The organism is Chromobacterium sp. W521 (assembly GCF_052805975.1).
On record NZ_JBRBAF010000003.1, the window covers coordinates 212,522 to 237,313 of the forward strand.

At 61.1% G+C, this 24,792-nt stretch carries 21 protein-coding genes; 12 read left to right on the forward strand and 9 right to left on the reverse strand.

All coding sequences use genetic code 11. The features are described from left to right. The first annotated feature begins 24 nt into the window (after positions 1 to 24). On the forward strand, positions 25 to 2,592 hold the full coding sequence (locus ACUXV1_RS05605) for a fimbria/pilus outer membrane usher protein (RefSeq protein WP_446015024.1): 2,568 nt from the start codon (positions 25 to 27) through the stop codon (positions 2,590 to 2,592). A 28-nt stretch (positions 2,593 to 2,620) separates the two neighbouring features. Next, positions 2,621 to 3,589, forward strand: coding sequence for a fimbrial protein (locus ACUXV1_RS05610; protein ID WP_337882831.1), 969 nt, complete (start codon positions 2,621 to 2,623; stop codon positions 3,587 to 3,589). Between the two features lie 221 nt (positions 3,590 to 3,810). Here ACUXV1_RS05610 and ACUXV1_RS05615 read toward each other — a convergent pair whose 3' ends face one another. Continuing rightward, positions 3,811 to 4,104, reverse strand: coding sequence for a hypothetical protein (locus ACUXV1_RS05615; RefSeq protein ID WP_446015025.1), 294 nt, complete (start codon positions 4,102 to 4,104; stop codon positions 3,811 to 3,813). Between the two features lie 659 nt (positions 4,105 to 4,763). After that, positions 4,764 to 5,624 carry a LysR family transcriptional regulator gene (locus ACUXV1_RS05620; protein ID WP_194426204.1) on the reverse strand — a complete coding sequence of 287 codons (861 nt, stop codon included), beginning with the start codon at positions 5,622 to 5,624 and terminating at the stop codon, positions 4,764 to 4,766. A gap of 136 nt (positions 5,625 to 5,760) precedes the next feature. On the opposite strand from ACUXV1_RS05620, the gene ACUXV1_RS05625 reads away from it, so the two are divergent. The 3 genes from ACUXV1_RS05625 (at position 5,761) to ACUXV1_RS05635 (ending at position 7,090) form a co-directional block, all read left to right on the forward strand. Beyond that, entirely contained in the window at positions 5,761 to 6,210 is a 450-nt protein-coding gene (locus tag ACUXV1_RS05625) for a multidrug/biocide efflux PACE transporter (protein WP_446015026.1), read from the forward strand. Between the two features lie 94 nt (positions 6,211 to 6,304). Beyond that, positions 6,305 to 6,757, forward strand: coding sequence for a multidrug/biocide efflux PACE transporter (locus ACUXV1_RS05630; protein WP_081554649.1), 453 nt, complete (start codon positions 6,305 to 6,307; stop codon positions 6,755 to 6,757). Continuing rightward, positions 6,758 to 7,090: a DMT family transporter gene (locus ACUXV1_RS05635; RefSeq protein WP_043641665.1), complete on the forward strand. Its 333-nt coding sequence runs from the start codon at positions 6,758 to 6,760 to the stop codon at positions 7,088 to 7,090. 151 nt (positions 7,091 to 7,241) lie between these two features. Here ACUXV1_RS05635 and ACUXV1_RS05640 read toward each other — a convergent pair whose 3' ends face one another. The 3 genes from ACUXV1_RS05640 to ACUXV1_RS05650 all read right to left on the reverse strand — a co-directional run bounded on the left by ACUXV1_RS05640 (position 7,242) and on the right by ACUXV1_RS05650 (position 12,644). Continuing rightward, positions 7,242 to 9,077 (reverse strand): amidohydrolase, encoded by a 1,836-nt coding sequence (locus tag ACUXV1_RS05640; RefSeq protein ID WP_203391585.1) that lies wholly within the window; start codon positions 9,075 to 9,077, stop codon positions 7,242 to 7,244. Positions 9,078 to 9,362: 285 nt separating this feature from the next. After that, entirely contained in the window at positions 9,363 to 11,249 is a 1,887-nt protein-coding gene (locus ACUXV1_RS05645) for an amidohydrolase (protein WP_446015028.1), read from the reverse strand. A gap of 168 nt (positions 11,250 to 11,417) precedes the next feature. Beyond that, positions 11,418 to 12,644, reverse strand: a complete 1,227-nt coding sequence (locus ACUXV1_RS05650; RefSeq protein WP_043641668.1) for a diguanylate cyclase — start codon at positions 12,642 to 12,644, stop codon at positions 11,418 to 11,420. 117 nt (positions 12,645 to 12,761) lie between these two features. On the opposite strand from ACUXV1_RS05650, the gene ACUXV1_RS05655 reads away from it, so the two are divergent. The 3 genes from ACUXV1_RS05655 (at position 12,762) to ACUXV1_RS05665 (ending at position 17,850) form a co-directional block, all read left to right on the forward strand. Next, positions 12,762 to 15,593, forward strand: a complete 2,832-nt coding sequence (locus tag ACUXV1_RS05655; RefSeq protein ID WP_446015029.1) for a valine--tRNA ligase — start codon at positions 12,762 to 12,764, stop codon at positions 15,591 to 15,593. 148 nt (positions 15,594 to 15,741) lie between these two features. Further along, entirely contained in the window at positions 15,742 to 16,740 is a 999-nt protein-coding gene (locus ACUXV1_RS05660; protein WP_446015030.1) for a hypothetical protein, read from the forward strand. Positions 16,741 to 17,337: 597 nt separating this feature from the next. Continuing rightward, entirely contained in the window at positions 17,338 to 17,850 is a 513-nt protein-coding gene (locus ACUXV1_RS05665; protein ID WP_249605331.1) for a hypothetical protein, read from the forward strand. Between the two features lie 145 nt (positions 17,851 to 17,995). On the opposite strand, the gene ACUXV1_RS05670 is transcribed toward ACUXV1_RS05665, so the two are convergent. Both ACUXV1_RS05670 and ACUXV1_RS05675 read right to left on the reverse strand, forming a co-directional pair. Next, positions 17,996 to 18,487 (reverse strand): DUF2269 family protein, encoded by a 492-nt coding sequence (locus ACUXV1_RS05670; protein ID WP_019103105.1) that lies wholly within the window; start codon positions 18,485 to 18,487, stop codon positions 17,996 to 17,998. Further along, positions 18,484 to 18,960 (reverse strand): MarR family winged helix-turn-helix transcriptional regulator, encoded by a 477-nt coding sequence (locus ACUXV1_RS05675; RefSeq protein WP_039755883.1) that lies wholly within the window; start codon positions 18,958 to 18,960, stop codon positions 18,484 to 18,486. The genes ACUXV1_RS05670 and ACUXV1_RS05675 overlap by 4 nt, the downstream gene beginning before the upstream one ends. 404 nt (positions 18,961 to 19,364) lie before the next feature. Here ACUXV1_RS05675 and ACUXV1_RS05680 point away from each other — a divergent pair, with 404 nt between their 5' ends. Genes ACUXV1_RS05680 through ACUXV1_RS05690 form a run of 3 tightly spaced genes read left to right on the forward strand, consistent with a single transcriptional unit; the run spans position 19,365 to position 22,059 of the window. Continuing rightward, positions 19,365 to 20,381: an ornithine cyclodeaminase family protein gene (locus ACUXV1_RS05680; protein ID WP_052052096.1), complete on the forward strand. Its 1,017-nt coding sequence runs from the start codon at positions 19,365 to 19,367 to the stop codon at positions 20,379 to 20,381. Continuing rightward, positions 20,378 to 21,379: a threonine ammonia-lyase gene (locus ACUXV1_RS05685; protein WP_019103102.1), complete on the forward strand. Its 1,002-nt coding sequence runs from the start codon at positions 20,378 to 20,380 to the stop codon at positions 21,377 to 21,379. The genes ACUXV1_RS05680 and ACUXV1_RS05685 overlap by 4 nt, the downstream gene beginning before the upstream one ends. Beyond that, positions 21,376 to 22,059 (forward strand): helix-turn-helix transcriptional regulator, encoded by a 684-nt coding sequence (locus ACUXV1_RS05690; protein ID WP_191186606.1) that lies wholly within the window; start codon positions 21,376 to 21,378, stop codon positions 22,057 to 22,059. The genes ACUXV1_RS05685 and ACUXV1_RS05690 overlap by 4 nt, the downstream gene beginning before the upstream one ends. A 209-nt stretch (positions 22,060 to 22,268) precedes the next feature. Here ACUXV1_RS05690 and ACUXV1_RS05695 read toward each other — a convergent pair whose 3' ends face one another. After that, positions 22,269 to 23,174 (reverse strand): LysR substrate-binding domain-containing protein, encoded by a 906-nt coding sequence (locus ACUXV1_RS05695; RefSeq protein WP_191186607.1) that lies wholly within the window; start codon positions 23,172 to 23,174, stop codon positions 22,269 to 22,271. Between the two features lie 119 nt (positions 23,175 to 23,293). On the opposite strand from ACUXV1_RS05695, the gene ACUXV1_RS05700 reads away from it, so the two are divergent. After that, on the forward strand, positions 23,294 to 24,217 hold the full coding sequence (locus ACUXV1_RS05700; RefSeq protein ID WP_019103099.1) for a DMT family transporter: 924 nt from the start codon (positions 23,294 to 23,296) through the stop codon (positions 24,215 to 24,217). A gap of 18 nt (positions 24,218 to 24,235) precedes the next feature. Here ACUXV1_RS05700 and ACUXV1_RS05705 read toward each other — a convergent pair whose 3' ends face one another. Then, entirely contained in the window at positions 24,236 to 24,784 is a 549-nt protein-coding gene (locus ACUXV1_RS05705) for a disulfide bond formation protein B (RefSeq protein WP_114153556.1), read from the reverse strand. Positions 24,785 to 24,792: the final 8 nt, after the last annotated feature.

Genomic DNA, 24,792 nt, shown 5'->3' on the forward strand with positions numbered 1-24,792 from the left:
CTGCGCAGCAAAACGGATTGCGCGATGAAACCTTCCTCGACTCGATTACAGGCTGAATGCTGGAGCCTGTCGCTTCTTGCCTCGCTTATTTGCGGGTTGTTCGGCGGCCCTTTGGCCTGGGCCGATGCGCCGGCGGCGCCGACATCACCGCCGGACGATGTACAGTTCAATCCGGCGTTCTTGACCCGGCCGTCAGGCATGCCGCCGTTGGGACTAAGCCGTTTCAACCAGGCAGGAGGGGCGCTGCCCGGCAATTATCGCGCCGACGTGTACGTCAACGATGCCTGGATCGGCCGTCGCGACGTGCTGATGAAGGAGCGTGATGATCACAAGGTGTTTGCCTGTTTCAGCCGAAAGGCGCTGGAAGAGATGGGCGTGGATTTCAAGCGCCTGGAGCAGAAGCCGGAGAGCGCGCCGATGCAGGACGAGCCCTGTCGGGATATTGCCCAACTCGTGCCCGGCGCCTTCTCCGGCTTCAATAGCGGCGATTTGCACCTGGACGTCAGCGTGCCGCAGAAATACCTGCGCGCGCATGCTCGCGGCTATGTCGATCCCCAATACTGGGACGCCGGTGCGCCCTTTGCCGGCTTCCTCAACTACAACGCCAACGTCTACCGTTACGACACCGGGTCCAACGGCGCGTCCACCCAATATTATCTGGGCGCCAACGCCGGCCTGAACCTCGGCATGTGGAGGCTGCGCTATAACGGCACCGTTACTCAGCAGGATGGCGGCAACGGCAGCCAGCGTCATTACCAGGGGACGTCGGCCTACGCCCAGCGCGACATCACCGACTGGCGCTCGGTTCTGACCGTCGGCGACAACTTCACGCCGTCGGACTTGTTCAACAGCGTGCCCTACCGCGGGGTGCAGCTCAATTCCGACGACCGCATGCAGCCGGAATCGATGCAAGGCTATGCGCCGGTGGTGCGCGGCGTGGCGGAGACCAACGCCAAGGTATCGATCCGCCAGAACGGCAACCTGATATATGAAAACACCGTGCCGCCGGGCGAGTTCAGCATCGACGATTTGTACAACACCGGCTTCGCCGGCGACCTGAACGTGACAGTGACCGAGGCCGATGGCCGGGTGCGCACCTTCGTCGTGCCCTACGCCTCGGTGCGGCAGCTATTGCGTCAGGGTCAATCGCGCTATTCGGTGACGGCTGGGCAGTGGCGGGACAGCACGCTGAGCCAGCATCCGGACTTCATGCAAGCCACCTACCAGCGCGGCGTGAATGGCAGCTTGACGCTGTACGGCGGCGGCATCGCCGCCGAACATTACCAGGCCGGCATCTTCGGCGCTGGGCTCAATACCGCCATCGGCGCTCTGGCGCTGGATGTCACCCAGTCCTGGGCCAACCGCCTTCCCAATGTCGCGGGCAGCGAAAACATGAGCGGACAGAGCTATCGCCTGGCTTATAGCAAATTGCTGGAAAGCACCAACACTAACTTCACGGTAGCGGCGTACCGCTACTCCACCACCGGTTATCTGCAGTTCCGGGACTATGTCAATCTGCTGAATCAGAACGGCATGGTGTACCGCACTCGCAACCAGTTTCAATTGAACGCCGACCAGCCGCTGCCGGCGGGCTGGGGCCATGTGTACATCAGCGGCTCGACGCAGGACTACTGGAATCAGCGCGGCCACGACGTGACCTATCAGGTTGGTTACAACAACCGCTTCAAGGGGGTCAACTTTAGCCTGTCCGCTGGCCGGCTGCACGATGCTCTGGGCAACAACGTCAACCAGTACACGCTGAGCGTGTCGATGCCGCTTGGCCGCGCAGCGCACGCCCCGCTGCTGACCGCCAGCGTCAACAGCAATAGCGATCACAGCGGCAGCACTCAGTTAGCAGTCAGCGGCACCAGCGGCGAACTGAGCAACCTGAGCTACAACGTCTACGCCAGCGATACCCGCGCGCCCTCAGGCAGCAGCAGCGGCGGCGGCGGAGCCAGCGTGCAGTACGCCAGCTCGGTGGCCACGGTCAGCGTCGGCGGCAGCAGTGTGGGCCATTCCTCGCAAGTTAATGCCGGGGTCATGGGGGCCCTGGTGTTCCATCCGGGCGGCGTCACTGCGGCGCAATCGGTGGGCGAATCGTTCGCCGTCATCAACGCGCCGGGCGCGGCGGGCGCGGCGGTCAACAATACCAATGGTGTGCGCGTCAATCAGGACGGTTACGCGGTGGTGTCGTCGTTGATGCCGTACCGGCAGAACGAAGTCTCGCTGGACCCGAAAGGGATGAGCGAGAACGTCGAGCTGCAGGAGACCGCGCAACAGGACGCGCCACGCGCCGGAGCCATCGTGATGCTCAAATTCGCCACCGAACAGGGCAAACCCGTCATCGTGACTTTGAGGCGGGCCGACGGCAGCGCCGTGCCGGTGGGGGCGTCGGTGCTGGCCGACAACGGCGACGTGCTGGCGATGGTGGGGCAGGGAAGCCGCGCCTTCCTCCGAGGCATGGAAGGGAAAACCTTGCGGGCCAACTGGGGTAGCGCGCGGGATCAACAGTGCCGCTTCCATTATCCGTCCTCGGCGCGACTGAATGGCGCGGGTTATTCGATAACCGAAGCAGTATGCGATGCCGAGTGAAGGCTAGCGATCAGAAAGCGAAAGAATGATGAGCCAATCGATTATCCGCGTGCTGCGCGCCTGGCTGTGCGCGATCTTGCTGTGCCTGCCGGTGACCAGCCATGCCCTGGCTTGCTGGAATGGCGCCAGTTCCTCAGGCAGCGTGACGTCCACCTTGAGCCTGCCCGGCAATCTGTACGTTTCCGCGGCCGTGCCAACCGGCACGGTCATCTGGCAGTCGCCCTTGCAGACCATCAGCGTCTATTGCCAGCAGAGTCTGGGAGAGAATGTGTATTTTTGGGTCAATCCCAAGAAGGTGGCGCTGGCGGCAGGCCTGCAGGTCGGCATCATCTTCAACGGGCAGACTTACACGCAGTCGAACGGAGCGATCAATACCGGCATCTTTGTGCCGGTTGCGGGCACCATCTCCACGACGCTGCAATACTCCATCGTGCTGCTCAAAACCTCGGGCGCGCCGTCCAGCGGTACCGTGGCGGTTAGCCAGTACTCGGTGTTTCAACTGGACGGGGTTGGGGGCTTGAATGGTTATCCCGGGGTCAACTACAACCAGTTGATCAACGGCTCGGTGACGTTCACGCCTGGCGGCACTTGTAATTTGAGCACGGCGGATGTCAACCGGGTGGTGACCCTGCCAACGATAGGCGTCAGCGCCCTGCCTGCGGTGGGCAGCGCGGCGGGTAGCGTCAGCTTCACGATTACCGCGAACAACTGCTCGACAGCGCTGCATACCGCCACCTTCAGTTTTTCCGGCACGCCGGATGCGAATAACCCCATCCTGTTCGCGAATACAAGCGGCACGGCCAAAGGCGTGGGGGTTTTCATGGGAACGCTGGCGGACGGGCGGAATATAGGAGCGAACAGCACCAACAACACCCGAGTTGTGAATATCCAGTCGCAGACGGCGCAATTGCCTGTGTTCGTCGAATACATGCGGACAACGACGGTGGTGCCTGGCACGCTGCAATCGGTGGTGACGCTCAATATGCTGTATCAGTAATCTGATTTTACGGGCAAAGCAAACGCCGCCGCCGCGGAGTGTCCGCGGCGGCGGCGTTTTTGAGTTCTCACGGCGCTGAGAACGTGTCTACGGTCTAGCGAGCATGAGCGAGACAAGGGGAAAACCGCTGAGAAAGCGGAATGTACAAGTAGTGCATGAGCATTTCGAAGCGGTTTTTTTAACACCGTATCGCCGCAGCGCGGCAGATTGTAAACAGGTTCTTAGTTGTATACGACGGTAACGATCTGGCCTTCGGTGAACTGGCTGGTCTTCACATTGCTGATCGTCACGGACTGGGTGCTGTCCATGCCGGAGCAAGTAGGGCCGGACGAAATCTTGCGAGCGGCCTGATACAGTTGCGGATGCGAAGAGTAGCGGACCAGTGTGCTGGCTTCCTGCGCGCACGGCTCTTTAACGATGGCGCCGGAGAAGCCGATGACACCGCCTTGGGCAGCCAAGGTCAAGCCGGATTGCATGGCCGCCAGCGCAGCCAAGGTGGTGATGAATTTGTTCATATTGAGCCTCTACTGGATTCGTTTTGCTTGTTTCAAGCAGATTGCCGGCCCGCTTGTCGCTGTTTTGATTGCTATCTTGTTTAAACTGAAGGTAATGATCTGTAAAGTTTTATGAATACCGAGTGTAGTTGTCGGGCTTGTTAAATTCAATATTGAAAATTGTTTAATTATTGGTAATCAATTGTTTAATATGAGAATTTGGCGGAGACGGTGGTTGACTGCAGAAGGTTTTGGCCGGATTGGTCTGATGGCTAAGGCGGAGATGCATGCGTATTTTGCATGATTGTTTGGGTGAGAACTGTTGCGCGCAGGATGCAGTCAGTCGTTGAGCGCCGGCTGGGGCGTATCAGTGATGTTCGAGGTGGAAAACCCGGTTCAGTTCGTTAGAGCCTGTTCACGATCTCGCGAGCAAGAGCGAGACAAGGCGAAAACGAGCGGAAAAGCGGAATGGTCGAGGGGTACATGAGCATTTTGAGCTTGTTTTTAACGCCGTATCGCCGTAGCGCAGCGGATCGTGAACAGGTTCTTAGGAGGACGCCGCGTCGAAGACGTAGCCTTCGCTATCGAAATCGGGCAGCGTGGCCGGATTGGTGACGCCGCGTTCGGCGGCCCTGCGCGCCATCCCCCGCGCGGGGCTTGGCCGCGGCGCGGCGGCGTAGTCATGAGCGCAGCAGCTGCTCGCGCACCCAGACGGCGGCCATGCCCAGCGGCCGTCGCCGCGACCACACCAGATCAATGTGGCGCGCCTTGGGCCAGCCCGGCGCGCGCAGCTCGCGCAGCCGCTCCGCGCCGAAGGAATCCGCCAGCCAGCGCGGCAGCTCGGCCCAGCCCGCGCCCAGAATCGCCATCTCCAGCAGCATCAGATAGCTGGGCGCGAACCAGCAGCGCCGGCTCATGGTTTCCGGTTTGCTTTCGGTATAGGTGTTGAGCCGCAGTTCGCGGTGGCGGCTCAGCGCCTGCCGGTCCACCTGTTCCAGCGCCGCCAGCGGATGGCTGCGCGCCACATACAGGGCCACTTCGCTAACCTCGCCCAGCGTGGCGTGGCCGATATCGGCCGGGTACTGCTTCTGCGCCGCCATGCAGCCCAGGTGCGCGCGTCCGGTCTGGATCAAATCCAGCACATCGTCCTGTTCGCCCACCAGGCATTCCAGTTCCAGCGCCTCGAAGTTCTGTTCCAGTTGGCGCGTCACTTCCTGAAAACGCGAAGACTGATACGTGTCCGACAGCACCAGGGTCAGCCGGGGCTCCAGCCCGGCGGTCAGCAACTGCGCCTGCTGATTCAATTCGTCACCAATCGCCAGCATCTGCCGCGCATAGCCCAGCAGGTGGCGGCCGGCCTGGGTCAGCGTGGGCTGGCGGCTGCCGCGGTCGAACAACTGCACCGCCAGGTCTATCTCCAGGTTGGCGATGGCCTCGCTGATGGTGGACTGGCTTTTGCCCAGCCGCCGCGCCGCGGCGGAAAAAGAGCCCAGTTCGGCGGCGTTGGCAAACGCCGCCAGCGCGTCTAGCGACATACTCATATCGGTTTCTCCGATTAAACCTATCTTTATCCTATCCGAAAAACCAATAAAAATCGCGTCATTGTCTTGCTAATCAAGCCGCGGCGCAGCAGATCGCAAACTGCTTCCAAGCGCCGCGGCGGATCAAGGAGAATCGATGCATGTAAAGAAATCCTGGCTGGAACGCGCCTTCTACGCCGTGACTTACGAACTGTGCGCCATCAGCCTGCTGATGTTGTTGGCTACGCTGCTGCTAAAGCAGGACTCCGCGCAGATTGGCGTGCTGGCGCTGATGATGACCAGCGTGGCGATGTCGTGGAACATTGTGTTCAACAGCCTGTTCGAACGCTGGGAGCGCCGCCGCGGCTGGGCGCGCACGCCGGCGCTGCGCGTGGTGCACGCGCTGCTGTTCGAGGGCGGGCTGGTGATCCTGCTGGTGCCGCTGGCGGCGTGGTGGCTGCAGATCAGCTACTGGCAAGCCTTCTTGCTGGACATCGGCTTCTTCCTGTTCTTCCTGCCTTATACCTTTGTCTTCAACTGGCTGTACGACGGGCTGCGCGCCAGCCTGCTGCGTCGCCTGAGCCGCGCGCGCGCCGGTCTGGCTTGATATATCGGTTTTGCCGATGGTTATTATTTTTCAACCATCCGAAAAACCAATCAGAATAGCGGCTGTCTTTATACGGTCATGATTGGGAAATAACATGAACAAACAAAAATCTTGGCTGGAGCGCGGCTTCCACGCCGTGATGTACGAGCTGTGCGCGATGGCCCTGCTGGTGCCGCTGGCCTCCTTGGTGATGGAGCAAAGCCTGCTGCATATGGGCGCGCTGGCCTTCATGATGTCCACCGCCGCCATGATGTGGAACGTGGTGTTCAATATGTTGTTCGACCGCATGGAAGCGGCGATGGGCTGGAGCCGCACCGTGGGCGTGCGCACCTTGCATGCGCTGATGTTCGAAGGCGGGCTGGTGATCATGCTGGTGCCCTTGGCGGCTTGGTGGCTGAACGTCAGTTACTGGCAGGCCTTCCTGCTGGATTTGGGCTTCTTCGCCTTCTTCCTGCCTTACACTTATATATTCAACTGGCTGTACGACTCGCTACGCGCCAAACTGCGCATGCGCGGCGGCAAGCCGTGCGCTGAACTGGAGTCTTGAATGAAAACCTGGTTGTTCCTGGCCGTCGCCATCGTCAGCGAGGTGATCGCCACCTCCTCGCTGAAAGCGTCGGAAGGCTTTACCCGCCTGGGCCCGTCCTTGCTGACCGGCGCCGGCTATCTGCTGGCCTTCTACATGTTGTCGCTGACCCTGCGCCAGATCCCGGTGGGCGTGGCGTACGCGCTGTGGTCCGGCGTCGGCATTGTGCTGGTATCCATCGTGGGCTGGGTTTTATATGGGCAGAAGCTGGATGCGCCGGCGATGATAGGCATGGGCTTGATCGTGGCGGGGGTGTTGGTGATGAATTTGATGTCCAAGTCCGTGGCGCACTGAAAACCTGTTTACGATCGTCAGCCCGTTCTTGGCTTGTGAGACCGTGAACAGGTTCTGTGAAGGCCGTTCGGGATGGGCTCCAATCCAAGTCCGCAACGCAAAAACCGGCCGGGAATCCCGGCCGGTTTTGTTTTTGCGCGGCGGGCGCCGCTCAGTGGGTGTCGGGGTTTTGATAGACCGGCTTGCCGGCCAGCCAGGTTTGATGGATAGGAATGTCGCGCAGCGAGCCGGCCGGCACCGACGGGTCCAGCGGATCCTTTTGCAGAATGACCATGTCCGCCAGCTTGCCTGGTTCCAGCGAGCCGACGATGTGGTCCATATGGCATTGCCATGCGGCGTCCAGCGTCACCGCGCGCAGCGCGGAGATGCGGTCCAGGCATTCCGCCGGATTCAGCGGCTGCCGTTCCGGGTCCGCCTCCATCACCCGCGTCACCGCCTGCTCCATCATCCGCAGCGTGCCCAGCGGCGACACGAAGTGGTCCGAATGCAGGCTGATGCGCAGGCCGGCCTTGAGGGCGGACTGGCAGCGGTCCAGCATCTGGGCGCGCTCGCGGCCCAGAATGGTAGTCTTGAACACCTGGCCCCAGTAGCCTACGTGGCCGATCAGGAAGCTGGGCGACAGCTTCAGCCGCGCCATGGTGGCGATGCTGGCGTCGCTCAGCAGCGAGCAGTGCTCAATGCGCGAGCGCAGCGCCAGTTTGGGATTGGGGGTGCCGTCCTTGGCGTTTTCGTCGAACAGCGCCAGCTCGAAGCTAGCCAGCACATAGTCCACCGCCTGATCGCCGTTGGCGTGCACCAGCACCGGCCAGCCGGCGTTCAGCGCGGTTTGCAGCTGGGTGGCGAATGTGGTCGGCGGCGTGAAGTTGAGCAGGCCGCGCGGTGAAACGCCGGGCACGTGGTGTTGCTTGGCGCAGCAATAATCCTGCGATTGGTAGCCGGTCAGGCCCTGATTGGAACCGTCGGCTATCAGCTTGAGCGCGCGGACGCTGAAGCGGTCGTCGTCGTGCTTGTTATGGTTGAGCTGATAAGTTTGCAGCCACTGCTCTTGCAGCCAGTCCGGGTTGCCGTACAGCGCGGCGCCAATCCGCACCGGTGCCAGCGGGCTTTGCGCGAAGGCCCGCACCAGGGAGATTTCCAGCGGCCCCAGGCCGGCGCCCAGGCCGGCGTCGAATAGCGTGGTGATGCCGTTGGCGGCGGCGTCGTGCAGAATTTCCTGCACCTTGGACAGCACATGCGGCGCGGCCAGGCCGGGGATCACCGCCAGCACCTTGGCGACGTCGGACTCTGTGGTCACGCCCTTGCCCTTGGGGTCCAGCCCGGCCAGTTTCACCGCCGCGGAGTTGGCATAGCCCAGATGGCCGGAGGCGTTGATCAGGAAGATAGGCACTTCCGCGCTGATGCTGTCGAGGAAGTCCAGATCCGGTTCTTCCCAGGTGCTCATCAGCGACGGGTCCACGCCAAAGCCGGTTAGCCAGCGCGGCTCGCCGTTGAGGGTGTGGCCGCTATGGCTGGGCAGTTGGCCGCGCAGTTGTTCGCCGACCCAGGCCAGATTGTAGCCCGGCCGCAGGATCTGGCCCTCGAAGGGGCTCAGGTTGATCCAGTTGCGGTACAGCGCGCTGGGCAAGATGTGCATGTGCGGATCTATCATGCCGGGCAGCAAGGTTTTGCCGCGCAGATTGATAAGCTCGGCGCGCGGCTGCGCGCGCATATCGGCTTCCACCTGCTGCAGGCTGCCTACGGAGATCACCTTGCCGTGGGCGATGCCCAAGGCGTCCACGCGGCTGGGCTGGCCGCCTTGCAGTGTATAGATGGGCCCGCCGTGAAAGATGGCCGCGTCCTGATGCAGCGCCAGCTTGGCGCGTTCTACGGCAGTGCGGACCAAGCTGGCCAGGCTCTCGGTCCAGTTATGGTGTTGCAGTTCATCCAGTTGCGAGGACAAGCTGGGCAGAGTGCAACACGCGCAGCCGGGTTGATGGGGTAGGGACATGGGGCGCTCCTGTGCATGGCGTCGGGACGGCGCGGCGACGCCGCGCACAGGGCGAATTATATGCCAATGGCAAGCTTGCGAGGCTGACAAAAGCTGAGCAAGGCCTCGCCTGCGCTGGGCCCATGCGGCGCCGCGCGCCTCAGAACCTGTTCAAAGTCTGCTGCGCTTCGTGAAGCGTTGCACGGTGAGTACACGCTCAAAATGCTCATGCACCCCTCGATCATTCCGCTTTTTAGCTCGTTTTCGCCTTGTCTCGCCCTTGCTCGCGAGACCATGAACAGGCTCTCAGGCCGGCGGCGCGGATTCCGTCGCGCATCCCAGCTTGGCATGCAGATACACCGGCGCGCCGGAGCGCCAGGTTTGCAGCACCGCGATATCGCGCAGATTGCACACCGCCGGGTCCAGCGGGTCCTGCTCAAGCACTACCAAGTCCGCCAGCTTGCCCGGTTCCAGCGAACCGACGATATGGTCCATATGGCACTGCCAGGCGGCGTCCAGCGTTACCGCGCGCAGCGCGCTGAGCCGGTCCAGCCGCTCCGCCGGGTTCAGCGCCGGCTTGCCGCCTGCCTGTTCCGGCGCGGCCTCCATCACGCGGAATATCGCCTGCTCCATCATGCGCAGGCCGCCCAGCGGGGTGACGAAGTGGTCGGAGTGCAGACTGATGCGCAGGCCGGCGCGCTTGGCGGACAGGCAGCGGTCCAGCAGCTTGGCGCGCGCCTCGCCCAGAATGGTTTGCTGGAAGGCGCGGCCCCAATAGCCGACATGGCCTATCAAAAAACTGGGCGACAGCTGAAGCTGCGCCATCTGGGAGATGTGCTCGTCGGTCAAGAGCGAAGCGTGCTCGATGCGATGACGCAGCCGCGTGCCGGCGCAATCCGGCCGCAGCGGCGCTAAGGGGTGGTTGAGCGCGTGTTCGTAAGCTTGCAGCACCTCGTCGATGGCGCGGTCGCCGTTGGCGTGCACCATGGCCGGCCAGCCGTGCTCCACCGCCTGCCGCAAATGCGGGGCGAAGGCGCTGGGCGGGCGGAAATTGAACAGCCCGGTGGCCGGCACATTGGGCACCTGGTGTTCCGGATAGCATTTGTAGGCCTCGGTCTGAAAACCGGTCAGCCCTTGGTTGGAGCCGTCCGACACCAGTTTCAGCGCCTTGATGCTGAAGCGCTTGTCCTCCATGCCGTCCAGGTCCGGGCGGAACAAGCGGGTCCACTCGTCCATCTGCCGGGTTTCGTTGGAAAACAGCGCGGCGGCGATGCGCACCGGGTTCAACGCGGTCTGGGCCACCAAGTCCAGCAGCAAGACCTCGAACAGCCCTTTGCCGGATCCCAGGCCGGCGTCGAACAGCGTGGTATTGCCCATCTTGGCCGCGCCGTGCAGCACCTGGCTGATGCTAGAAAGCAAGGCGGCCGGGGACGGGGAGGGCAGCGCGGGCATCATCTGCAGCACCTGCTCCTCCACCAGCACCCCCTTGCATTCCGGGCTGATGCCGGCCTTGGCCAGCGCCGGCGCGTTGGCGTAGCCGATGTGGCCGGAAGCGTTCATCAGGAAGATCGGGAGTGAGTCGCCAAACTGGGCAAACCAGTCCAGGTCCGGTTCGGTCCAGACCCGCATCAGCGAAGGATCCAGGCCGAAGCCCAGCACCCAGGCCGTGCCGTCCTTGGCCTTTTGCTGTTTTTTGGGATCGGCCAGCGCCGCGCGCACCGTGTTTTCCACGCCCGCAATGCCGTAATCCGGCGTCAGCGTCTGGCCGGAGAACGCGCCCACGTACTGCCAGGACGAAAACAGCGCGCTGGGGAGGATGTGCATATGGGGATCGACGAAACCGGGTAGCAAGGTAGCGCCTTCCAGCGACATCTCCTCCGGTTTTTTATGCCCGGCGGCGGCCATGGCCTGCCGCACCTCCTCGCATGAACCGGTGGCCGCAATTCGGCCCTTGGCGATGCCGATGGCGTCCACCGTTTGCCGTCCGCTGCTGGCCAGGGTATGGATGGGCCCGCCGTAAATGATCAGCGTCTGAGGCGGCGAGGGCGGCAGCAAATGTTTTTCCTGCTGGCGGATCAGCCGCTTGGCCTCGTCCTGCCAGTCGGGCCGCTCGGACAGCTCATCGTGCAACTGAGCCAACAAAGGAAGAGTGCAGCAGGCGCAGCCTGGACCGTGCGGGTGATGATGGCTCATGGCGGATATCCGGTTGAAACGCCGGCTCCGGGGGAAGCGCGGGGCCGCGCGGAAGGAACGGAAAAAGCGATGTCATTATAGGCGGCGTCCCGGCGCAAACAAACGGCGAACTGGCCATTTGGGCGGGGGGCGGCCAAGAGCGGGGCAAAGCGCCGGCTATGACGCTCTTCAGCCGCCGCACACCTGATTGCGGCCATGCTGTTTAGCGTGATACAGCCGTTCGTCCGCCAGCTTCAGCAGCCGGCTGACCTCCGGCATGTCCGACGCGGCCACGCCAATGCTCACTGTATAGCGCAGCCCGCCCTTGGCGGTGGTCAGGATGCAGCTCTCTATCGCCAGGCGCAGGCTCTCCAGCCGGCACACCATGTCCAGCTCGATGGGGCTGGGGCTGAGAATCACAAACTCCTCGCCGCCAAAGCGCGCCACAATGCCGTCCGGAAAAAACTGCTCCATCAGCCGCGCGGTGTTGCAGATCACCTGATCGCCCACATCGTGGCCGTACTGATCGTTCACCCGCTTGAAGTGGTCGATATCCAGCACCGCCACCCCGTAGCCGTTCTTCAACTGCATCACCTGCTCAAAAAAGTGCCGGCGGTTGGACAAATTGGTCAGCGGGTCGCGGTCCGCGGTTTCCTTCAGGGATTCCAGGTTCTCCACAAACTCCACATTGCGGGTGACGCGGCAGAAAAACTCCTCAAAATTAAACGGCTTTTGCAGAAAGTCGTCCGCCCCCGCCTTGATGAAGCGCGTGGTCATGGTGGGGTCCTGATTGCCGGAAATGCCGATGATGGCCAGGCGGTCGTGATCCAGAAAGCGGCGTATCGTGCTGGTCATCCGCACCCCGTCCATGCCCGGCATGTCGTTGTCGCTCAGCACCAGCTTGATGTGCTTGTCGCGGTGCAAAATCTCCAGCGCCTGCTTGGCGTCCTCCGCTTCCAGCACCTGATAGCGGTGGCGCTCCAGATTCTCGCGCAGAAACTGGCGGTAAGAGGCGGAGTCGTCCACCACCAGCACCTTGATGCCCGGGTTCTTGCGAATGCGGGTCAGCATCCGCATCACGTAATCGAAGGCGGCCGGGCTTTCCTTGCTCACGTAATCCACCACCGGCAGCTGCAAGATGCGGTCGCGCACCTCGCCGTCGGTGCGCGAAGTCAGCACGATGGTGGGAATCGCCTGCTGGAACAACAGCGGCAAATGCTCGCCGGCGGGAGAGTCCGGCAGGTTGTAATCCGCCACCGCGGCCAGGAAGTGCTGACCGGAGGCCAGCGCCTCGCGCACCTCCAGCTGCGAGCACACCGGCAGCGGCGATAGGCCGATTTCCTCCACCATGCGGCACAAGGGGCGGATCAACACCATGCTGTCTTCAATCACCAAAACGCGCGTTTCTTCGCTCATCGTCCGCTTATCCCTTGGCTACCGCCTGATTCGCCCGCGCCGGCTCTCGGAGAACACTCCAAAACCGGGTATAATCGACCCATTTTTTCCATTCTAGAAGAACTACGATTCATCACCATGGAACTTGCCAAAAGCTTTGAACCCGGCGACATCGAACGTCGCTGGTACGCGCAGTGGGAACAGGCCGGCTACTTCAAGCCCAGCATGGACACCGCCAAACCGTCCTTCGCCATCCAGCTGCCGCCGCCCAACGTCACCGGCACCCTGCACATGGGCCACGCCTTTAATCAGACTATTATGGACGGTCTGACCCGGTATTACCGGATGAAGGGCGACAACACCGTGTGGATTCCCGGCACGGACCACGCCGGCATCGCCACCCAAATCGTGGTGGAGCGCCAACTGGCCGAGCAAGGCATTAACCGCCACGACCTGGGCCGCGACGCCTTCACCGCCAAAGTGTGGGAATGGAAAGAACAATCCGGCGGCACCATCACCAGCCAGATGCGCCGCGTGGGCTGCTCCGTGGATTGGGGCCGCGAATACTTCACCATGGACGACACCCGCGCCGAAGTGGTGACCGAAGTCTTCGTCCGCCTGTTTGAACAAGGCCTGATTTACCGCGGCAAGCGCCTGTCCAACTGGGACTCCAAGCTGGGCACCGCCATCTCCGACCTCGAAGTGATCTCCGAGGAAGAAGACGGCCACATGTGGCACATCAAATACCCGGTGGTGGGAAGCGACGAATTCGTCACCGTCGCCACCACCCGTCCGGAAACCCTGCTGGGCGACGTGGCCGTGGCTATCGCCCCGGACGACGAGCGCTATCAGCACCTGCTGGGCAAGCAGCTGGAACTGCCGCTCACCGGCCGCCAGATCCCGGTGATCGCGGACGAATACGTGGACAAAGAGTTTGGCACCGGCTTCGTCAAAATCACCCCGGCGCACGATTTCAACGACTACCAAGTGGGCAAGCGCCACAGCACCCAGCTCATCAATGTGATGAGCCTGGAAGCCAAAATCCTGGCCAAGGCGCAAATCTTCGGCTTCGACGGCAGCGCCCAAGGCGTGATCGAACTGCCGGCCGCCTATGCCGGCCTCAGCACCCAGGACGCGCGCAAAGCCATGCTGGCGGACCTGCAAGCCCAGGGCTACCTGCTGGACACCAAACCGCACAAACTGATGGTGCCGCGCGGCGACCGCACCGGCACCGTGATCGAACCGCTGCTGACCGACCAATGGTTCGTCGCCATGGACAAAGTGGCGGTGGACAAAGACGGCAATCCGGACCCCACCGGCCAATCCATCGCCGCCAAAGCCATTGAAGCCGTGGAAAGCGGCGAAGTGCGCTTCATCCCGGAAAACTGGGTCAACACCTACAACCAATGGATGAAAAACATCCAGGACTGGTGTATCAGCCGCCAGCTGTGGTGGGGCCACCAAATCCCGGCCTGGTACGACGAAGACGGCAACATCTACGTGGCCCGCAGCGAGGCCGACGCCCAGGCGCAAGCGCCTGGCAAGACCCTGCGTCGCGAACAAGACGTGCTGGATACCTGGTTCAGCGCCGCCCTGGTGCCGTTCTCCACCCTGGGCTGGCCCAACGACACCCCGGACCTGCGCGCCTTCCTCACCTCCAATGTGCTGGTGACCGGCTACGAAATCATCTTCTTCTGGGTTGCCCGGATGATCATGATGACCAAGCACTTCACCGGCAAGGTCCCTTTCCGCGACGTGTACATCCACGGCATGGTGCGAGACCACGAAGGCAAGAAGATGTCCAAGTCCGAGGGCAACGTCATCGACCCGGTGGACCTGATCGACGGCATCGCGCTGGAACCGCTGGTGACTAAGCGCACCACCGGCCTGCGCCGCCCGGAAAAAGCCCCGGCCATCGCCAAGGCCACGGAAAAGCTGTTCCCGGAAGGCATCCCGGCTTACGGCACGGACGCGCTGCGCTTCACCATGGCCAGCTACGCCACCCTGGGCCGCAGCGTCAACTTCGACTTCAAACGCGCCGAAGGCTACCGCAACTTCTGCAACAAGCTGTGGAACGCCACCCGCTTTGTGATGATGAACGTGGAAGGCAAGGACTGCGGCCAGGACGAAAGCCTGCCGTTGGAATTCAGCTTCGTTGACCAGTGGATCATCGGCCGCCTGCAACAGGCCGAAATCGACGTCACCAACGCGCTGGAAACCTACCGCTTCGACATCGCCGCCCAGACCATTTACGAATTCATCTGGAACGAGTACTGCGACTGGTATGTGGAACTGGCCAAGGTGCAGCTGCAAACCGGCAACGAAGCCCAGCAGCGCGCCACCCGCCGCACCATCGTCCGCGTGCTGGAAGTGGCGCTGCGCCTGACCCACCCGCTGATGCCCTTCATCACCGAAGAGCTGTGGCAGACCGTGGCCCCGCTGGCCAACGCCAAGAGCGCCCCGTCCATCATGCTGGCCCCGTGGCCGGTGGCGGACGCCGGCAAGATCAACGCCGCCGCCAACACCCGCATGGACGCGTTCAAAGACATGGTCAACGCCGTGCGCAATCTGCGTGGCGAAATGGGCATCGGCCCGGCCGTCAAAGCCCCGCTGTTCATCGAAACCGGCGACGCCTCGGTGGCGGACTTCGTGCCCTACCTGAAGCTGCTGGCGCGGCTGACCGAAGGCTCCATCGTCGCCGCGCTGCCGGAAGACGACGCCCCGGTGGCCATCTCCGGCGACGCCCGCCTGATGCTGAAAGTGGAAGTGGACAAGGCCGCCGAAACCGCGCGCCTGAGCAAAGAGCAGGGCAAGGCGGAAGCCGAACTGGCCAAGCTCACCGCCAAGCTGGAAAAGCCGGGCTATGTAGACAAAGCCCCGGCCCATCTGGTGGAGCGCGACAAGGCGCAGTTGGCCGAGTTGAACGACAAGCTGGACAAGATCAAGGTGCAGTTGGCTAAGCTGGCTTGAACTTAAGCCTGATCTGGAAGTGAAGAAACCCGCCGCGAGGCGGGTTTTTTTTTTAAAGTGGTGTTATTTTGATGTAATATGCTAAATGATTTTTGTTTTTTAATGCGATGCTTGTGTAATTGATTTTTATATTTGGGAGGGTGGAGTGATGCAAGGTTTAGAACAATTGGTTCCAGCATTGAAAAGCTTCAAGGGTGGTGACTCGGATGTGCCGCTATCTAATTTGGTTGAGGAGTTGCTCAATTTTTTGGAAAGTGAGAGTGATGATTTGAAGTGTTTGCATCAGATTGCAAAAGAGAATTTCTATATTTCTGATGATTTTAACTTGGCTGAGTGCGTTGCAAGATTCGCATGGCCATATTTTTTGGATAACTTGCAACGCGATTTACCTTGGGGGGGAAGCTCTGGGCAGAGTAAGGAGGTGACGAGCTATAATAATTGGGCGAGAAAGTGTGTAGAGGTGTCATGTGTTGCTTTTTTTTTGAATGAAAAAATAACTAAGTGGTCTCTAAGTGAAAGGCGTAAAAGAGATGAGGATGTGGTTGCACAGTTTGACTTGTTGAAAATGGAGACTCAAGCAGTTTTGGGCGGTTTGGATGATCGCAAAAAAGATTTTGATTTGGTTAAGGGTGATTTTGACTCTTTGGTTAATGAACTAAAAACGTATTTGGCAAGGGCCAACTTTACTAAACTTTCAAGTGGATTTTCTGATTTAATTGAAAGTATTGAAGAGAGAAATGCTGGTGAAAGAAAGCGTATTTATATATTGGGTGTTGTGATGTTGTTGATTCCTGTTGTGATTTTCATTTTGACTTTTTGGGTGGGTGATTTGGGGTGGAGTGGCTATTTGTTGCACGCAGCCCCTCTTGCAACTGTCGAGTTGGTGGTTTTCTACTACTTTAGATTGTCTGTTATGTCTTGGAAGGACTCATCAGGACAAATTCTTCAGTTGAAAAACAAAAGATCATGCCTCGAGTTTATTGAGAACTACGTGGATTTTAAAGTAAATAAAGTGGATGTTAGGTTGGAGAAATTTGAATCATTAATTTTTTCAAGTGTTGTTGCCGATGAGGCAAAAATACCTTCGGTATTAGATGGTTTAGATCAGTTGGCAAATGTGCTAAAGGCACTAAAGTCCAGTAAGTGATGCGATTGATGGTATCCGCTGCGCGGATGATGATTTAGGGCCGGTTCCGCCCGGCAAACGGAAAAGGGAATTTGCGCGGCCAAATTCCCCTTTACCCCAAAGGCCGCCCTGCAAGCCTGGCCTGCGGCTTCCCGCCGGTTCCCGCCAGGCCCGAGGCGCGGCTGAACTTGCAGCGCGCTAACGTCGCGCTGCTCGAACAGGCAGCCGCTTAAGACCTCGGGCCTGCCACCCGCCGGCAGGCTTGAAGGGAGCAGGGGCGCGTCGGATACGCGGTCTGCTCGGTGTAACAAGCGAGTCGGTCTCGTTTGCTATGAACTGGAGCCGCTCTGGCTTGACTCCCCCCGCCATCTAGCCAACAATGGCCCCTGCGCTGCCACACAAACAGCGCCAGGATTAGTCTCCTGCAATCCATCCCAGCGGACACGCCGCGAAAGCGGCATTTTCGTGTCCGGTTGCTATTGCTTTGCCTAAAATCCGGGCGGGCCATGGCAGGGGCGCCCATGGGCGCGCCGGGGCTGGGATGCCGGTGAGACTAACCTTGTCATGTGCCCGCCTTGCCGCGTCTAGCGGCCAGGCCCTTCATTTAAGGAGGTTGCAATGGCGAAGCCAGTCCGTCCGATGCCCAACATCGAATCCACTCCATCCCATTCCAAGGACCCCGCCGTCCAGCAGGACAGCGTTTCCCCGCAACAGCCGGCGCTGCGGCGCTCGCAGTACCGCTGTGCTTCCGTGGAAATCAAGGCAACCCGTCTGCCTTTTGTCCGCTTCATTCCGGGGCGAAATCATCCGCATTACTGGCAACCGGCCGAGCCCGAGGATTACGCCGAGGCCTGCATGCTGGGCCGCCAGTACGCCGCGCACCTGGCGCAGTGGCTGAAAAGCAATGAGCTGGACGCCGGCCGCGGCTTGCTGCTGCGCATTGCCAGGGATATGGACCACAGCGACCACAGCCACCGCAACGGCTTGCGCCGCGGCTTTTTCAACTATCTGGAGACCTTGCTGTGCGTGGCCGGGCGGCAGTTGAACTTGTATCGCCACGTGGAGGCGATGCACCAGTTGCAGCGCAGCCGGGATCTGATGGCGTGGCTGGAGCGCAAGCGTAGGCGTTGAGCGGGTTTAAGCGCGGCTTGGCCTGGGTCAAACCGCGCTTGAGCTGATTGTAAAATGCCCCGCCTGCTGACGCTGGCGGGGCATTTTATTGAAAAAGAACAGGTGTGAGCGGAGCCGCTCATACGGCTTCATGCCCAAGCCTCCCTCAGCCAACTGACGGGATGCTTCCCGCCGCGCGAGCGCGAACGCCGGGTCGCCAAACCCCGACGGCGGCGGTGGCCACGATCAGCAGGATGTTGAGCCCGCCGCCTATGGCTTCGCGCAAAGTCGCGGCGTGGAAGTCCGCGCCCAGCGCTCCATTCAGCAGCGCGGCTTGGGCCAGTTGATTGGCTTGGTCCACCGCCGGCACCACCACGAAAGAGGCGTTGAGCAGGATCAGCAGCGTCAGGCCCAGCTTGAGCTGGAAGAAGCGGTTGCGCGGGCCGTAGCGCCGGTAGCCCAGTAGCAGGCCGCTGATTAGCATCAGCCACAGGCCGGGCACGGTCAGCGCCCAGGTGCCGATATGGATGTACTGCCGTGTTTGCGCCAGCAGGGCCGGGGTGGCCGGGCCGGTTTCGGACAGCACGACCCAGGCCAGGATGCTGCCCAAGAACAAGGCCAGCGCAATGAAGTGAATCAGTTTGAGCGTGCGGTTCATGACTCTTCTCCAATTGGGGGGCTGAGCGTGTCCAGCGTGCTCAGCAGTTGTTGCAGGGTGTGGCAGGCGGCCTCGAAATCCGCGTCGGGCAGGTGCCGCGCCAGTTGCTCCGTCCATTGCGCCTGGCTGCGCTGGGTGCCGGCCACGGTGCGTTCGCCCTTGGCGCTCAGCTGGTACAGCGGGGAGCGGGCGTGCTGGGGATTGGGCAGCACTTCGAAATAGCCTTCCTCCACCAGCTTGTGCAGTTGCTTTTGCGCGCCTTGGCGGCTGATGCCCATGCGGGCGGCGATTTGAGGCGCGGTTTGCGCTTCGCCCGCCAGGCCCGCCGCGCCCAGCACTTGCCAGCGCGCGCTATTGATGCCCAGGTGGGCTACTAGTTGGTCGCCTCTGTCCAGCAGGGTGCCGTTCAGGCGGAAGATCAGCAGCATCAGATCGGTGATGCGCTGTGGGCGATGGTTTGGTTTTGATGGCATGCGGCGCTCCTGTTTGACAACTGGTTGCCATTATTGACAACTGGTTGTCAAATTGCAAGCACTAATGGCTTGGAACGCGTTTTGTTGGATGGAGCTAGGGCCTGTTCAAAGTCTCGCCAGTAAGGGCGAGACAAGGCGAAAGCGGCTGAGAAAGCGGAATGTATATGTGGTACATGAGTATTTCGAAGCGGGTTTCAACGCCGTATCGCGCGATGCGCAGCAGACTATGTACAGGTTCTTAAGACGAATGAGGGTTAGGGCGGAGGCTAATGCGCGTTCGCGACGCAGTGCGCGGCACGACATCCAGCGAATATCTAGACAAATAGTCTACGGTTGACAGTTTGAATACGCATTCTTAGAATTAAAAACAGTTAGCTGCGTAGAGACGCCGGAGGAACATCAAGATGTTTTTCGTCAGTGAAGCAATTGCGGCCCGCGTTGTTGGCATATTGGATGCAATCGAGGTGGTTGAAGATGTATTCCGCCAGCTCTTTCGAGGCGAAGCGAGGGCGTATCCAGCGGTCATGGCAAAGGGTCCGAGCATGGCCGAGCTATTCGGCGTGAAATGCGGCGCGCTGGACAATGGCGCCATCTATGGCGCAAAGCTAGGCAGTTACTGGCCCGGCAATCGCCATTCGGGACTTCCTGCGCATGCGTCGTCAACGCTCCTGCTCGACGCGGAAACGGGTTTTCCCAAGGCCCTCATCGCCGCCACCTACCTGACATCGCTAAGGACGGCTGCTGCCAATGGCGCCGCCATACGCCATCTGGCGCGGGAAGACAGCCACAGCGTGGGTCTCGTGGGCGCCGGTCATCAAGCATGGTTTGAACTGCAAGCCGCTATTGCGGTGCGGCCAGTCGATTGCGTGCGCATATGGAATCGCAATATGCCGGAGGCCGAGCGATTGGCCGAGCGAGTCCGGCACGAGCTCGGCATTCAGGATGCAGCGGCGTCTGATCTTGAGAGCACGGTCAAGGCTGCGGATATCGTCATTACCGTCACTGCGGCACGGCAGCCCCTGGTGTCGCGCGAATGGGTGCAGCCTGGCACGCATATCAGTGCAATGGGGTCCGACGCGCCCGGCAAACAGGAACTCGATGCTTCTCTGGTCGCCTCTGCGCGATTGTTCACCGATTTGCTTGAGCAGTCCGTTTCGCTGGGCGAATTTGAGGCGGCCATCAAAGAAGGCCTCATAAGGCAAGAGGATATCGTCACACTTGGCGCCGTTATCGATGGAAGCGCAAAAGGCCGCGCCGGACGCGATGACATCACGATCTTCGACAGTTCGGGTATCGGTTTGCAAGACCTTGCCATAGGAGCGCTTGCGCTAAAACGAGCTTTGGAACTGAAGTTGGTGAGTCCGATTGGATTTCTTGAACAGGTTCCGGGCAGTCATCAAGTCCAGGGAGTGTTGAAATGAGAATCCCCACTTTTGCCGATATTGAGGCCGCGGCATCCAGATTGCGCCCATATATCGCCCATACGCCATTGCTTCGCAACCCGGTACTGGATCGGCGGCTTGGAGCACGACTTCTCATCAAGGCCGAATGTCTCCAGCTCACCGGCTCTTTCAAAGTCAGAGGGGCTTTCAATCGCCTTCTGATAATGTCTGAAAGCGAGCGCAAAGCGGGCGTCGTAGCCTGGTCTGCGGGCAATCACGGCCAGGCGCTGGCGTATGCCGGACAATGTCTCGGGGTCGCCGTGACGATCGTCATGCCTTCGGATGCGCCACGCGCAAAGATTTCGGGTACGGAGCGGTGGGGGGCTAAAGTCGTGTTGTATGACCGGCTCACCGAGAGTCGAGAACAAATTGGCCAGGATCTTGCTCTGCAAAACGACTTGGTCATCGTGCCGCCTTTCGATGATCCCGACGTCATCGCTGGGCAAGGTACTGCATTTCTCGAGGCCATTCGGGATGCCCAGGTCGTTGGTGAAACGCCGACGATGCTGCTGTGTGGCACGGGAGGCGGCGGCTTGATCGCAGGTTGCGCGCTAAGCGCCGAAGGCTCCGGAATGGACATCCGCATGCACGCCGTGGAGCCCGTAGGCTATGACGACATGGGCCGTTCGCTAGCCGCAGGACGACTAGTGTCCAACAATCCGGCGGCAGCTTCGATATGCGACGCGCTGATGACGATTAAACCGGGCGAAATCCCCTTTGAGATCAACAAGCGTCTCCTGGGCCCCGGCTATACGGTAAGCGATGATGAGATCCGTGAGGCAATGCGCGTTGCGCTTCAGGACCTCAAGCTCGTTGTCGAACCAGGCGGCGCAGCCGCCTTGGCGCTGGCATTGTCGCGGCCGGAACTTGTTCGAGGACAAACGGCGGTCATTATGGTGACAGGTGGAAACCTGGATCTGCCCACGCTGGCGTCCATTGCGGCTCCGATTCCAGATTCCTTCGAGGTGAAAAGATGAGCAGGAACGATGCCGACGTGGACAACCGCTTGAGATCCTATTACCCAATCGCCACGGCGATCAGTGGATTGTTTCATCCGCAAGTGGAAGTCGTGATCCACGATCTTAAGACTGAAAGAATTGCCTTCATTGCCAATCCAATCTCGAAGCGGAAAATGGGCGACTCGTCTCTTGGTGATCAATTCCCAAAGGCGGAATTGGAAGCAGACGTGATTGGCCCATACCGGAAGGTGAATCGCGATGGTCGCAACCTCCGGTCTATGTCGGCGGTAATACGCGATACCAAGGGCAAACCTGTCGCCGTCATGTGTATCAACTTTGACGTCTCGCAGCTCGAGAATATTGCGGACCAGATTAAGACTCTTGCATTTCTGCCCGGCTCGCTTGAGCCGCACGCTCCGTTTTTCCATGACAACTGGCATCAAGCATTGGACCGGGCCGTTGAGGAGCAGGAGTCAAGTTTCGGGAGGCCCATTAAAGCCATGGATGCCGAGCAAAGAATACAGTTCATCCGCCGGCTGGAGACTGGAGGCTTGCTCAATGTACGCAACGCGCCGTCAGTAGTAGCGGAGAAACTGGGTATTTCGCGTGCGGCGCTCTACAAGTACTTGAAGACGATCCGACGTGATGCGGAGAAAACAGGCCTAGAACCTAAAGAGGAGAGCAACAAAGCTAGATAAGACAGGTCGGCTTGCGCTCAGTGTGTGTCAAGGAGTGTTAGGTCAGCATGGATATATGCGCTGATATGCAGAAGCCCCCGCGCGGGGCTTTTTTCATGGGCGCGCGGCAGGGCCGGCGACACCGCATCTGGTGGCGGTGTACATCTATCAGCCGCTGGGCGGCAAGCCGCCGCATGTGACTCGCATCGAGAACGTGCGTCTGTAAACTGCTAGGCAAGACGCTGTTGCGCAACAAGCCCGCCGCCCGGCGGGCTTTTGTTTTGGGCGGCCGCGGCTTGTTTCAGCAGCCATTGTTTGAAGACGCCCATTTCCGGGTCGCGCAGGAGGTCCGGACGGTGTATCAGGTAATAAGCGAGGTCGCTTCGCAGCGGCGGCGCCGGCAGTTCGCGCAGCCGGCCGGCGGCCAGTTCGGCTTGCAGCAAGGAGCGTCGCGCCAGCGCGTAGCCGCGGCCGGCCAGCGCGGCTTCGATGGCCGCGTTGGAGTCCACGCAGACCACGCCTTGGTCGCAGTCCAGTTCCAGGCCGGCGGCGCGGCTCCACAGCCGCCAGTCGCCGCGGTGTTCGTCGTGCAGCAGCCGTTCCCCGCTGAGGGCGTCCAGCCGCGCCGGCAGCGTGGGCGCGCATACCGGCGTCAGTTCGTCGTCCAGCAGCTTGCAGGCGCTGAGGCCGGGGTAGTCGCCCAGGCCGTGGCGCACGGCGAAGTGGATGTTTTCCGAAGCGAGGTCGACCACGCGGTTGCCGGTACTGACGTGGACGTCGATGCGCGGGTGCTCGCGCATAAAGCCCTGTAGCCGAGGCAGCAGCCATTGAGCGCCGAACGATGGGGTGCAACTGAGCAGGATCACCCGGCGAGCGTCGGTCAGCCGCGCGGTGGCGTGGTCTATCAGGTCCAGCGCTTGGCGGCAGGCGTCCAGGTAGTCGCGGCCGGCGGCGTTGAGCGCCAGGCCGCGCGCGCGGCGTTCAAACAGGGGCTGGCCGAGGAAGCTTTCAAGTTTGCGCAGTTGTTGGGAGACGGCGCCGGGCGTGACGTGGAGTTCTTCGGCGGCTTGCTTGACGCTGAGTCGTCTTGCGGCGGCTTCAAAGAAGCGGAGGGAGTCCAGCGGCGGTTTGGGCATACGGTTTAGATTTTCTAAATCATCAAGCAGGAAAAATCGTTTGTTTGCCACATCTTTGCGGTTGATGATTTCAGTATCTGGTTTAGCAAAGTTAAATACAAGGCGAAGGGAGAGGCATCATGGGGATGGCGAGCTTGAGTCGTTTGCTGCTGTTGGCGGCTTTGTGGGGCGGCAGTTTTTTGTTCATGCGCATCGCCGCGCCGGCGCTGGGCGCGTTGCCCACGGCATTTGGCCGGGTGGCGTTGGGGGCGGCGGGTCTGTTGGGGTTGATCGCTTTGCTGCGGGTGCGTTTGTCTTTCAAGGGCAAGCTGGCCGCCGCCATGATGCTGGGAGTGATCAATTCCGGCCTGCCTTTTCTGCTGTTCGCGCTGGCGGCCCGGGTGTTGCCGGCCGGTTATAGCGCAATCTTGAACGCCAGCACGCCGCTGATGGGGGTGTTGATCGGCGCGGCGGCGTTTGGAGAACGTATTACCGCCAACAAGCTGGCCGGCGTGTTGATTGGCCTGGCGGGCGTGGCGGTGTTGACGCGGACGGGGCCGGCCGCGGGGCCGGAGGCGCTGTGGGGCGTGGCGGCTTGTCTGACGGCCACCGCCTGCTATGGGCTGGCGGGGTTTCTGACCAAGCGCTGGATAGCGGACCGGGGCGGCCTGGATAGCCGCGTGGTGGCTTTGGGCAGCCAACTGGGCGCGGTGGTGTTGCTGTTGCCGTTCATGGCGTGGCAGGCAAGCGCGCAGCCCTTGAGGTGGCCGGCGGCGGGAGCGGAAGTGTGGCTGGCGATGCTGGCCTTGGGCCTGCTGTGTACTTCGCTGGCCTATGTCTTGTACTTCCGCTTGATAGCCGACGTCGGCCCGCTGAAGGCGTTGACGGTGACGTTTTTGATTCCGCCCTTCGGCATTTTCTGGAGTTGGCTGGCGCTGGGCGAGACGGCGACGCTGTCCCAGGCTTTGGGCGGAGGTTTGATCGCGCTGGCGCTGTGGTTGGTGCTGCGGCCGGAAGCGCCGGCGGCGCGCGCCGCCGCGCCGGACGAGGATTGGTCGATCTAGCGGCGGCGCGGTGCGGGTTTAGTTAAGCAGCAGATAGTTGATCGGGCTTTCTCCGCAGGCCGCCAGGCCGCATTCGAGGAACACGGACAGGGCGTTGCTCAAGAGCAGCAGCATGGTCAGGGCCACGCCGGCTCTGGCCAGCCGGCTCAGTTGCGCCGGGGGCTGGCGGTCGAAGCTGTGTTCTCGCTGGCACAGCATCAGCAACAGCCCGCTGCCGATGAAGACGGCGAAGAAGGCGATGGCGGCCCAGGTGTAGAAGTGCAGGCCCAGGACGGGCGGGCCGAAGCCGGCGTCGCCGGGGGCGATGTGCAACAGCACTTGGCGGCCGGCCACGGCGAAGCCGGCGGCGGCGGCCAGCAGCATCATGCCGTAATGGCCGGGCTTGTCGCCCAGCAGCACGTTGGCGGCCAGCGCCACCGCTATCGCGCACAAGGCCACGCGTTGCAGCAGGCAGAGCGGGCAGGGCAGTTCATGCTGGGCGAACTGGAAGTAGAAGGCGACGAGCAGCATCAGGTTGATCAGCAGCAGGCCCAGCTGGTTTAGTTTGCCGGTGAGGTTTTGCGTCATGTCGGGTT

Excerpts from the sequence above, each read along its gene's own strand:
- ACUXV1_RS05655 (WP_446015029.1), top strand. The coding sequence starts at position 12,762 with ATGGAACTTGCCAAAAGCTTTGAACCCGGCGACATCGAACGTCGCTGG.
- ACUXV1_RS05615 (WP_446015025.1), bottom strand. The coding sequence starts at position 4,104 with ATGAACAAATTCATCACCACCTTGGCTGCGCTGGCGGCCATGCAATCC.
- ACUXV1_RS05665 (WP_249605331.1), top strand. The coding sequence starts at position 17,338 with ATGGCGAAGCCAGTCCGTCCGATGCCCAACATCGAATCCACTCCATCC.
- ACUXV1_RS05635 (WP_043641665.1), top strand. The coding sequence starts at position 6,758 with ATGAAAACCTGGTTGTTCCTGGCCGTCGCCATCGTCAGCGAGGTGATC.
- ACUXV1_RS05605 (WP_446015024.1), top strand. The coding sequence starts at position 25 with ATGAAACCTTCCTCGACTCGATTACAGGCTGAATGCTGGAGCCTGTCG.
- ACUXV1_RS05675 (WP_039755883.1), bottom strand. The coding sequence starts at position 18,960 with ATGCCATCAAAACCAAACCATCGCCCACAGCGCATCACCGATCTGATG.
- ACUXV1_RS05620 (WP_194426204.1), bottom strand. The coding sequence starts at position 5,624 with ATGAGTATGTCGCTAGACGCGCTGGCGGCGTTTGCCAACGCCGCCGAA.
- ACUXV1_RS05645 (WP_446015028.1), bottom strand. The coding sequence starts at position 11,249 with ATGAGCCATCATCACCCGCACGGTCCAGGCTGCGCCTGCTGCACTCTT.
- ACUXV1_RS05690 (WP_191186606.1), top strand. The coding sequence starts at position 21,376 with ATGAGCAGGAACGATGCCGACGTGGACAACCGCTTGAGATCCTATTAC.
- ACUXV1_RS05660 (WP_446015030.1), top strand. The coding sequence starts at position 15,742 with ATGCAAGGTTTAGAACAATTGGTTCCAGCATTGAAAAGCTTCAAGGGT.
- ACUXV1_RS05625 (WP_446015026.1), top strand. The coding sequence starts at position 5,761 with ATGCATGTAAAGAAATCCTGGCTGGAACGCGCCTTCTACGCCGTGACT.
- ACUXV1_RS05610 (WP_337882831.1), top strand. The coding sequence starts at position 2,621 with ATGAGCCAATCGATTATCCGCGTGCTGCGCGCCTGGCTGTGCGCGATC.
- ACUXV1_RS05640 (WP_203391585.1), bottom strand. The coding sequence starts at position 9,077 with ATGTCCCTACCCCATCAACCCGGCTGCGCGTGTTGCACTCTGCCCAGC.
- ACUXV1_RS05685 (WP_019103102.1), top strand. The coding sequence starts at position 20,378 with ATGAGAATCCCCACTTTTGCCGATATTGAGGCCGCGGCATCCAGATTG.
- ACUXV1_RS05650 (WP_043641668.1), bottom strand. The coding sequence starts at position 12,644 with ATGAGCGAAGAAACGCGCGTTTTGGTGATTGAAGACAGCATGGTGTTG.
- ACUXV1_RS05705 (WP_114153556.1), bottom strand. The coding sequence starts at position 24,784 with ATGACGCAAAACCTCACCGGCAAACTAAACCAGCTGGGCCTGCTGCTG.
- ACUXV1_RS05630 (WP_081554649.1), top strand. The coding sequence starts at position 6,305 with ATGAACAAACAAAAATCTTGGCTGGAGCGCGGCTTCCACGCCGTGATG.
- ACUXV1_RS05700 (WP_019103099.1), top strand. The coding sequence starts at position 23,294 with ATGGGGATGGCGAGCTTGAGTCGTTTGCTGCTGTTGGCGGCTTTGTGG.
- ACUXV1_RS05670 (WP_019103105.1), bottom strand. The coding sequence starts at position 18,487 with ATGAACCGCACGCTCAAACTGATTCACTTCATTGCGCTGGCCTTGTTC.
- ACUXV1_RS05680 (WP_052052096.1), top strand. The coding sequence starts at position 19,365 with ATGTTTTTCGTCAGTGAAGCAATTGCGGCCCGCGTTGTTGGCATATTG.
- ACUXV1_RS05695 (WP_191186607.1), bottom strand. The coding sequence starts at position 23,174 with ATGCCCAAACCGCCGCTGGACTCCCTCCGCTTCTTTGAAGCCGCCGCA.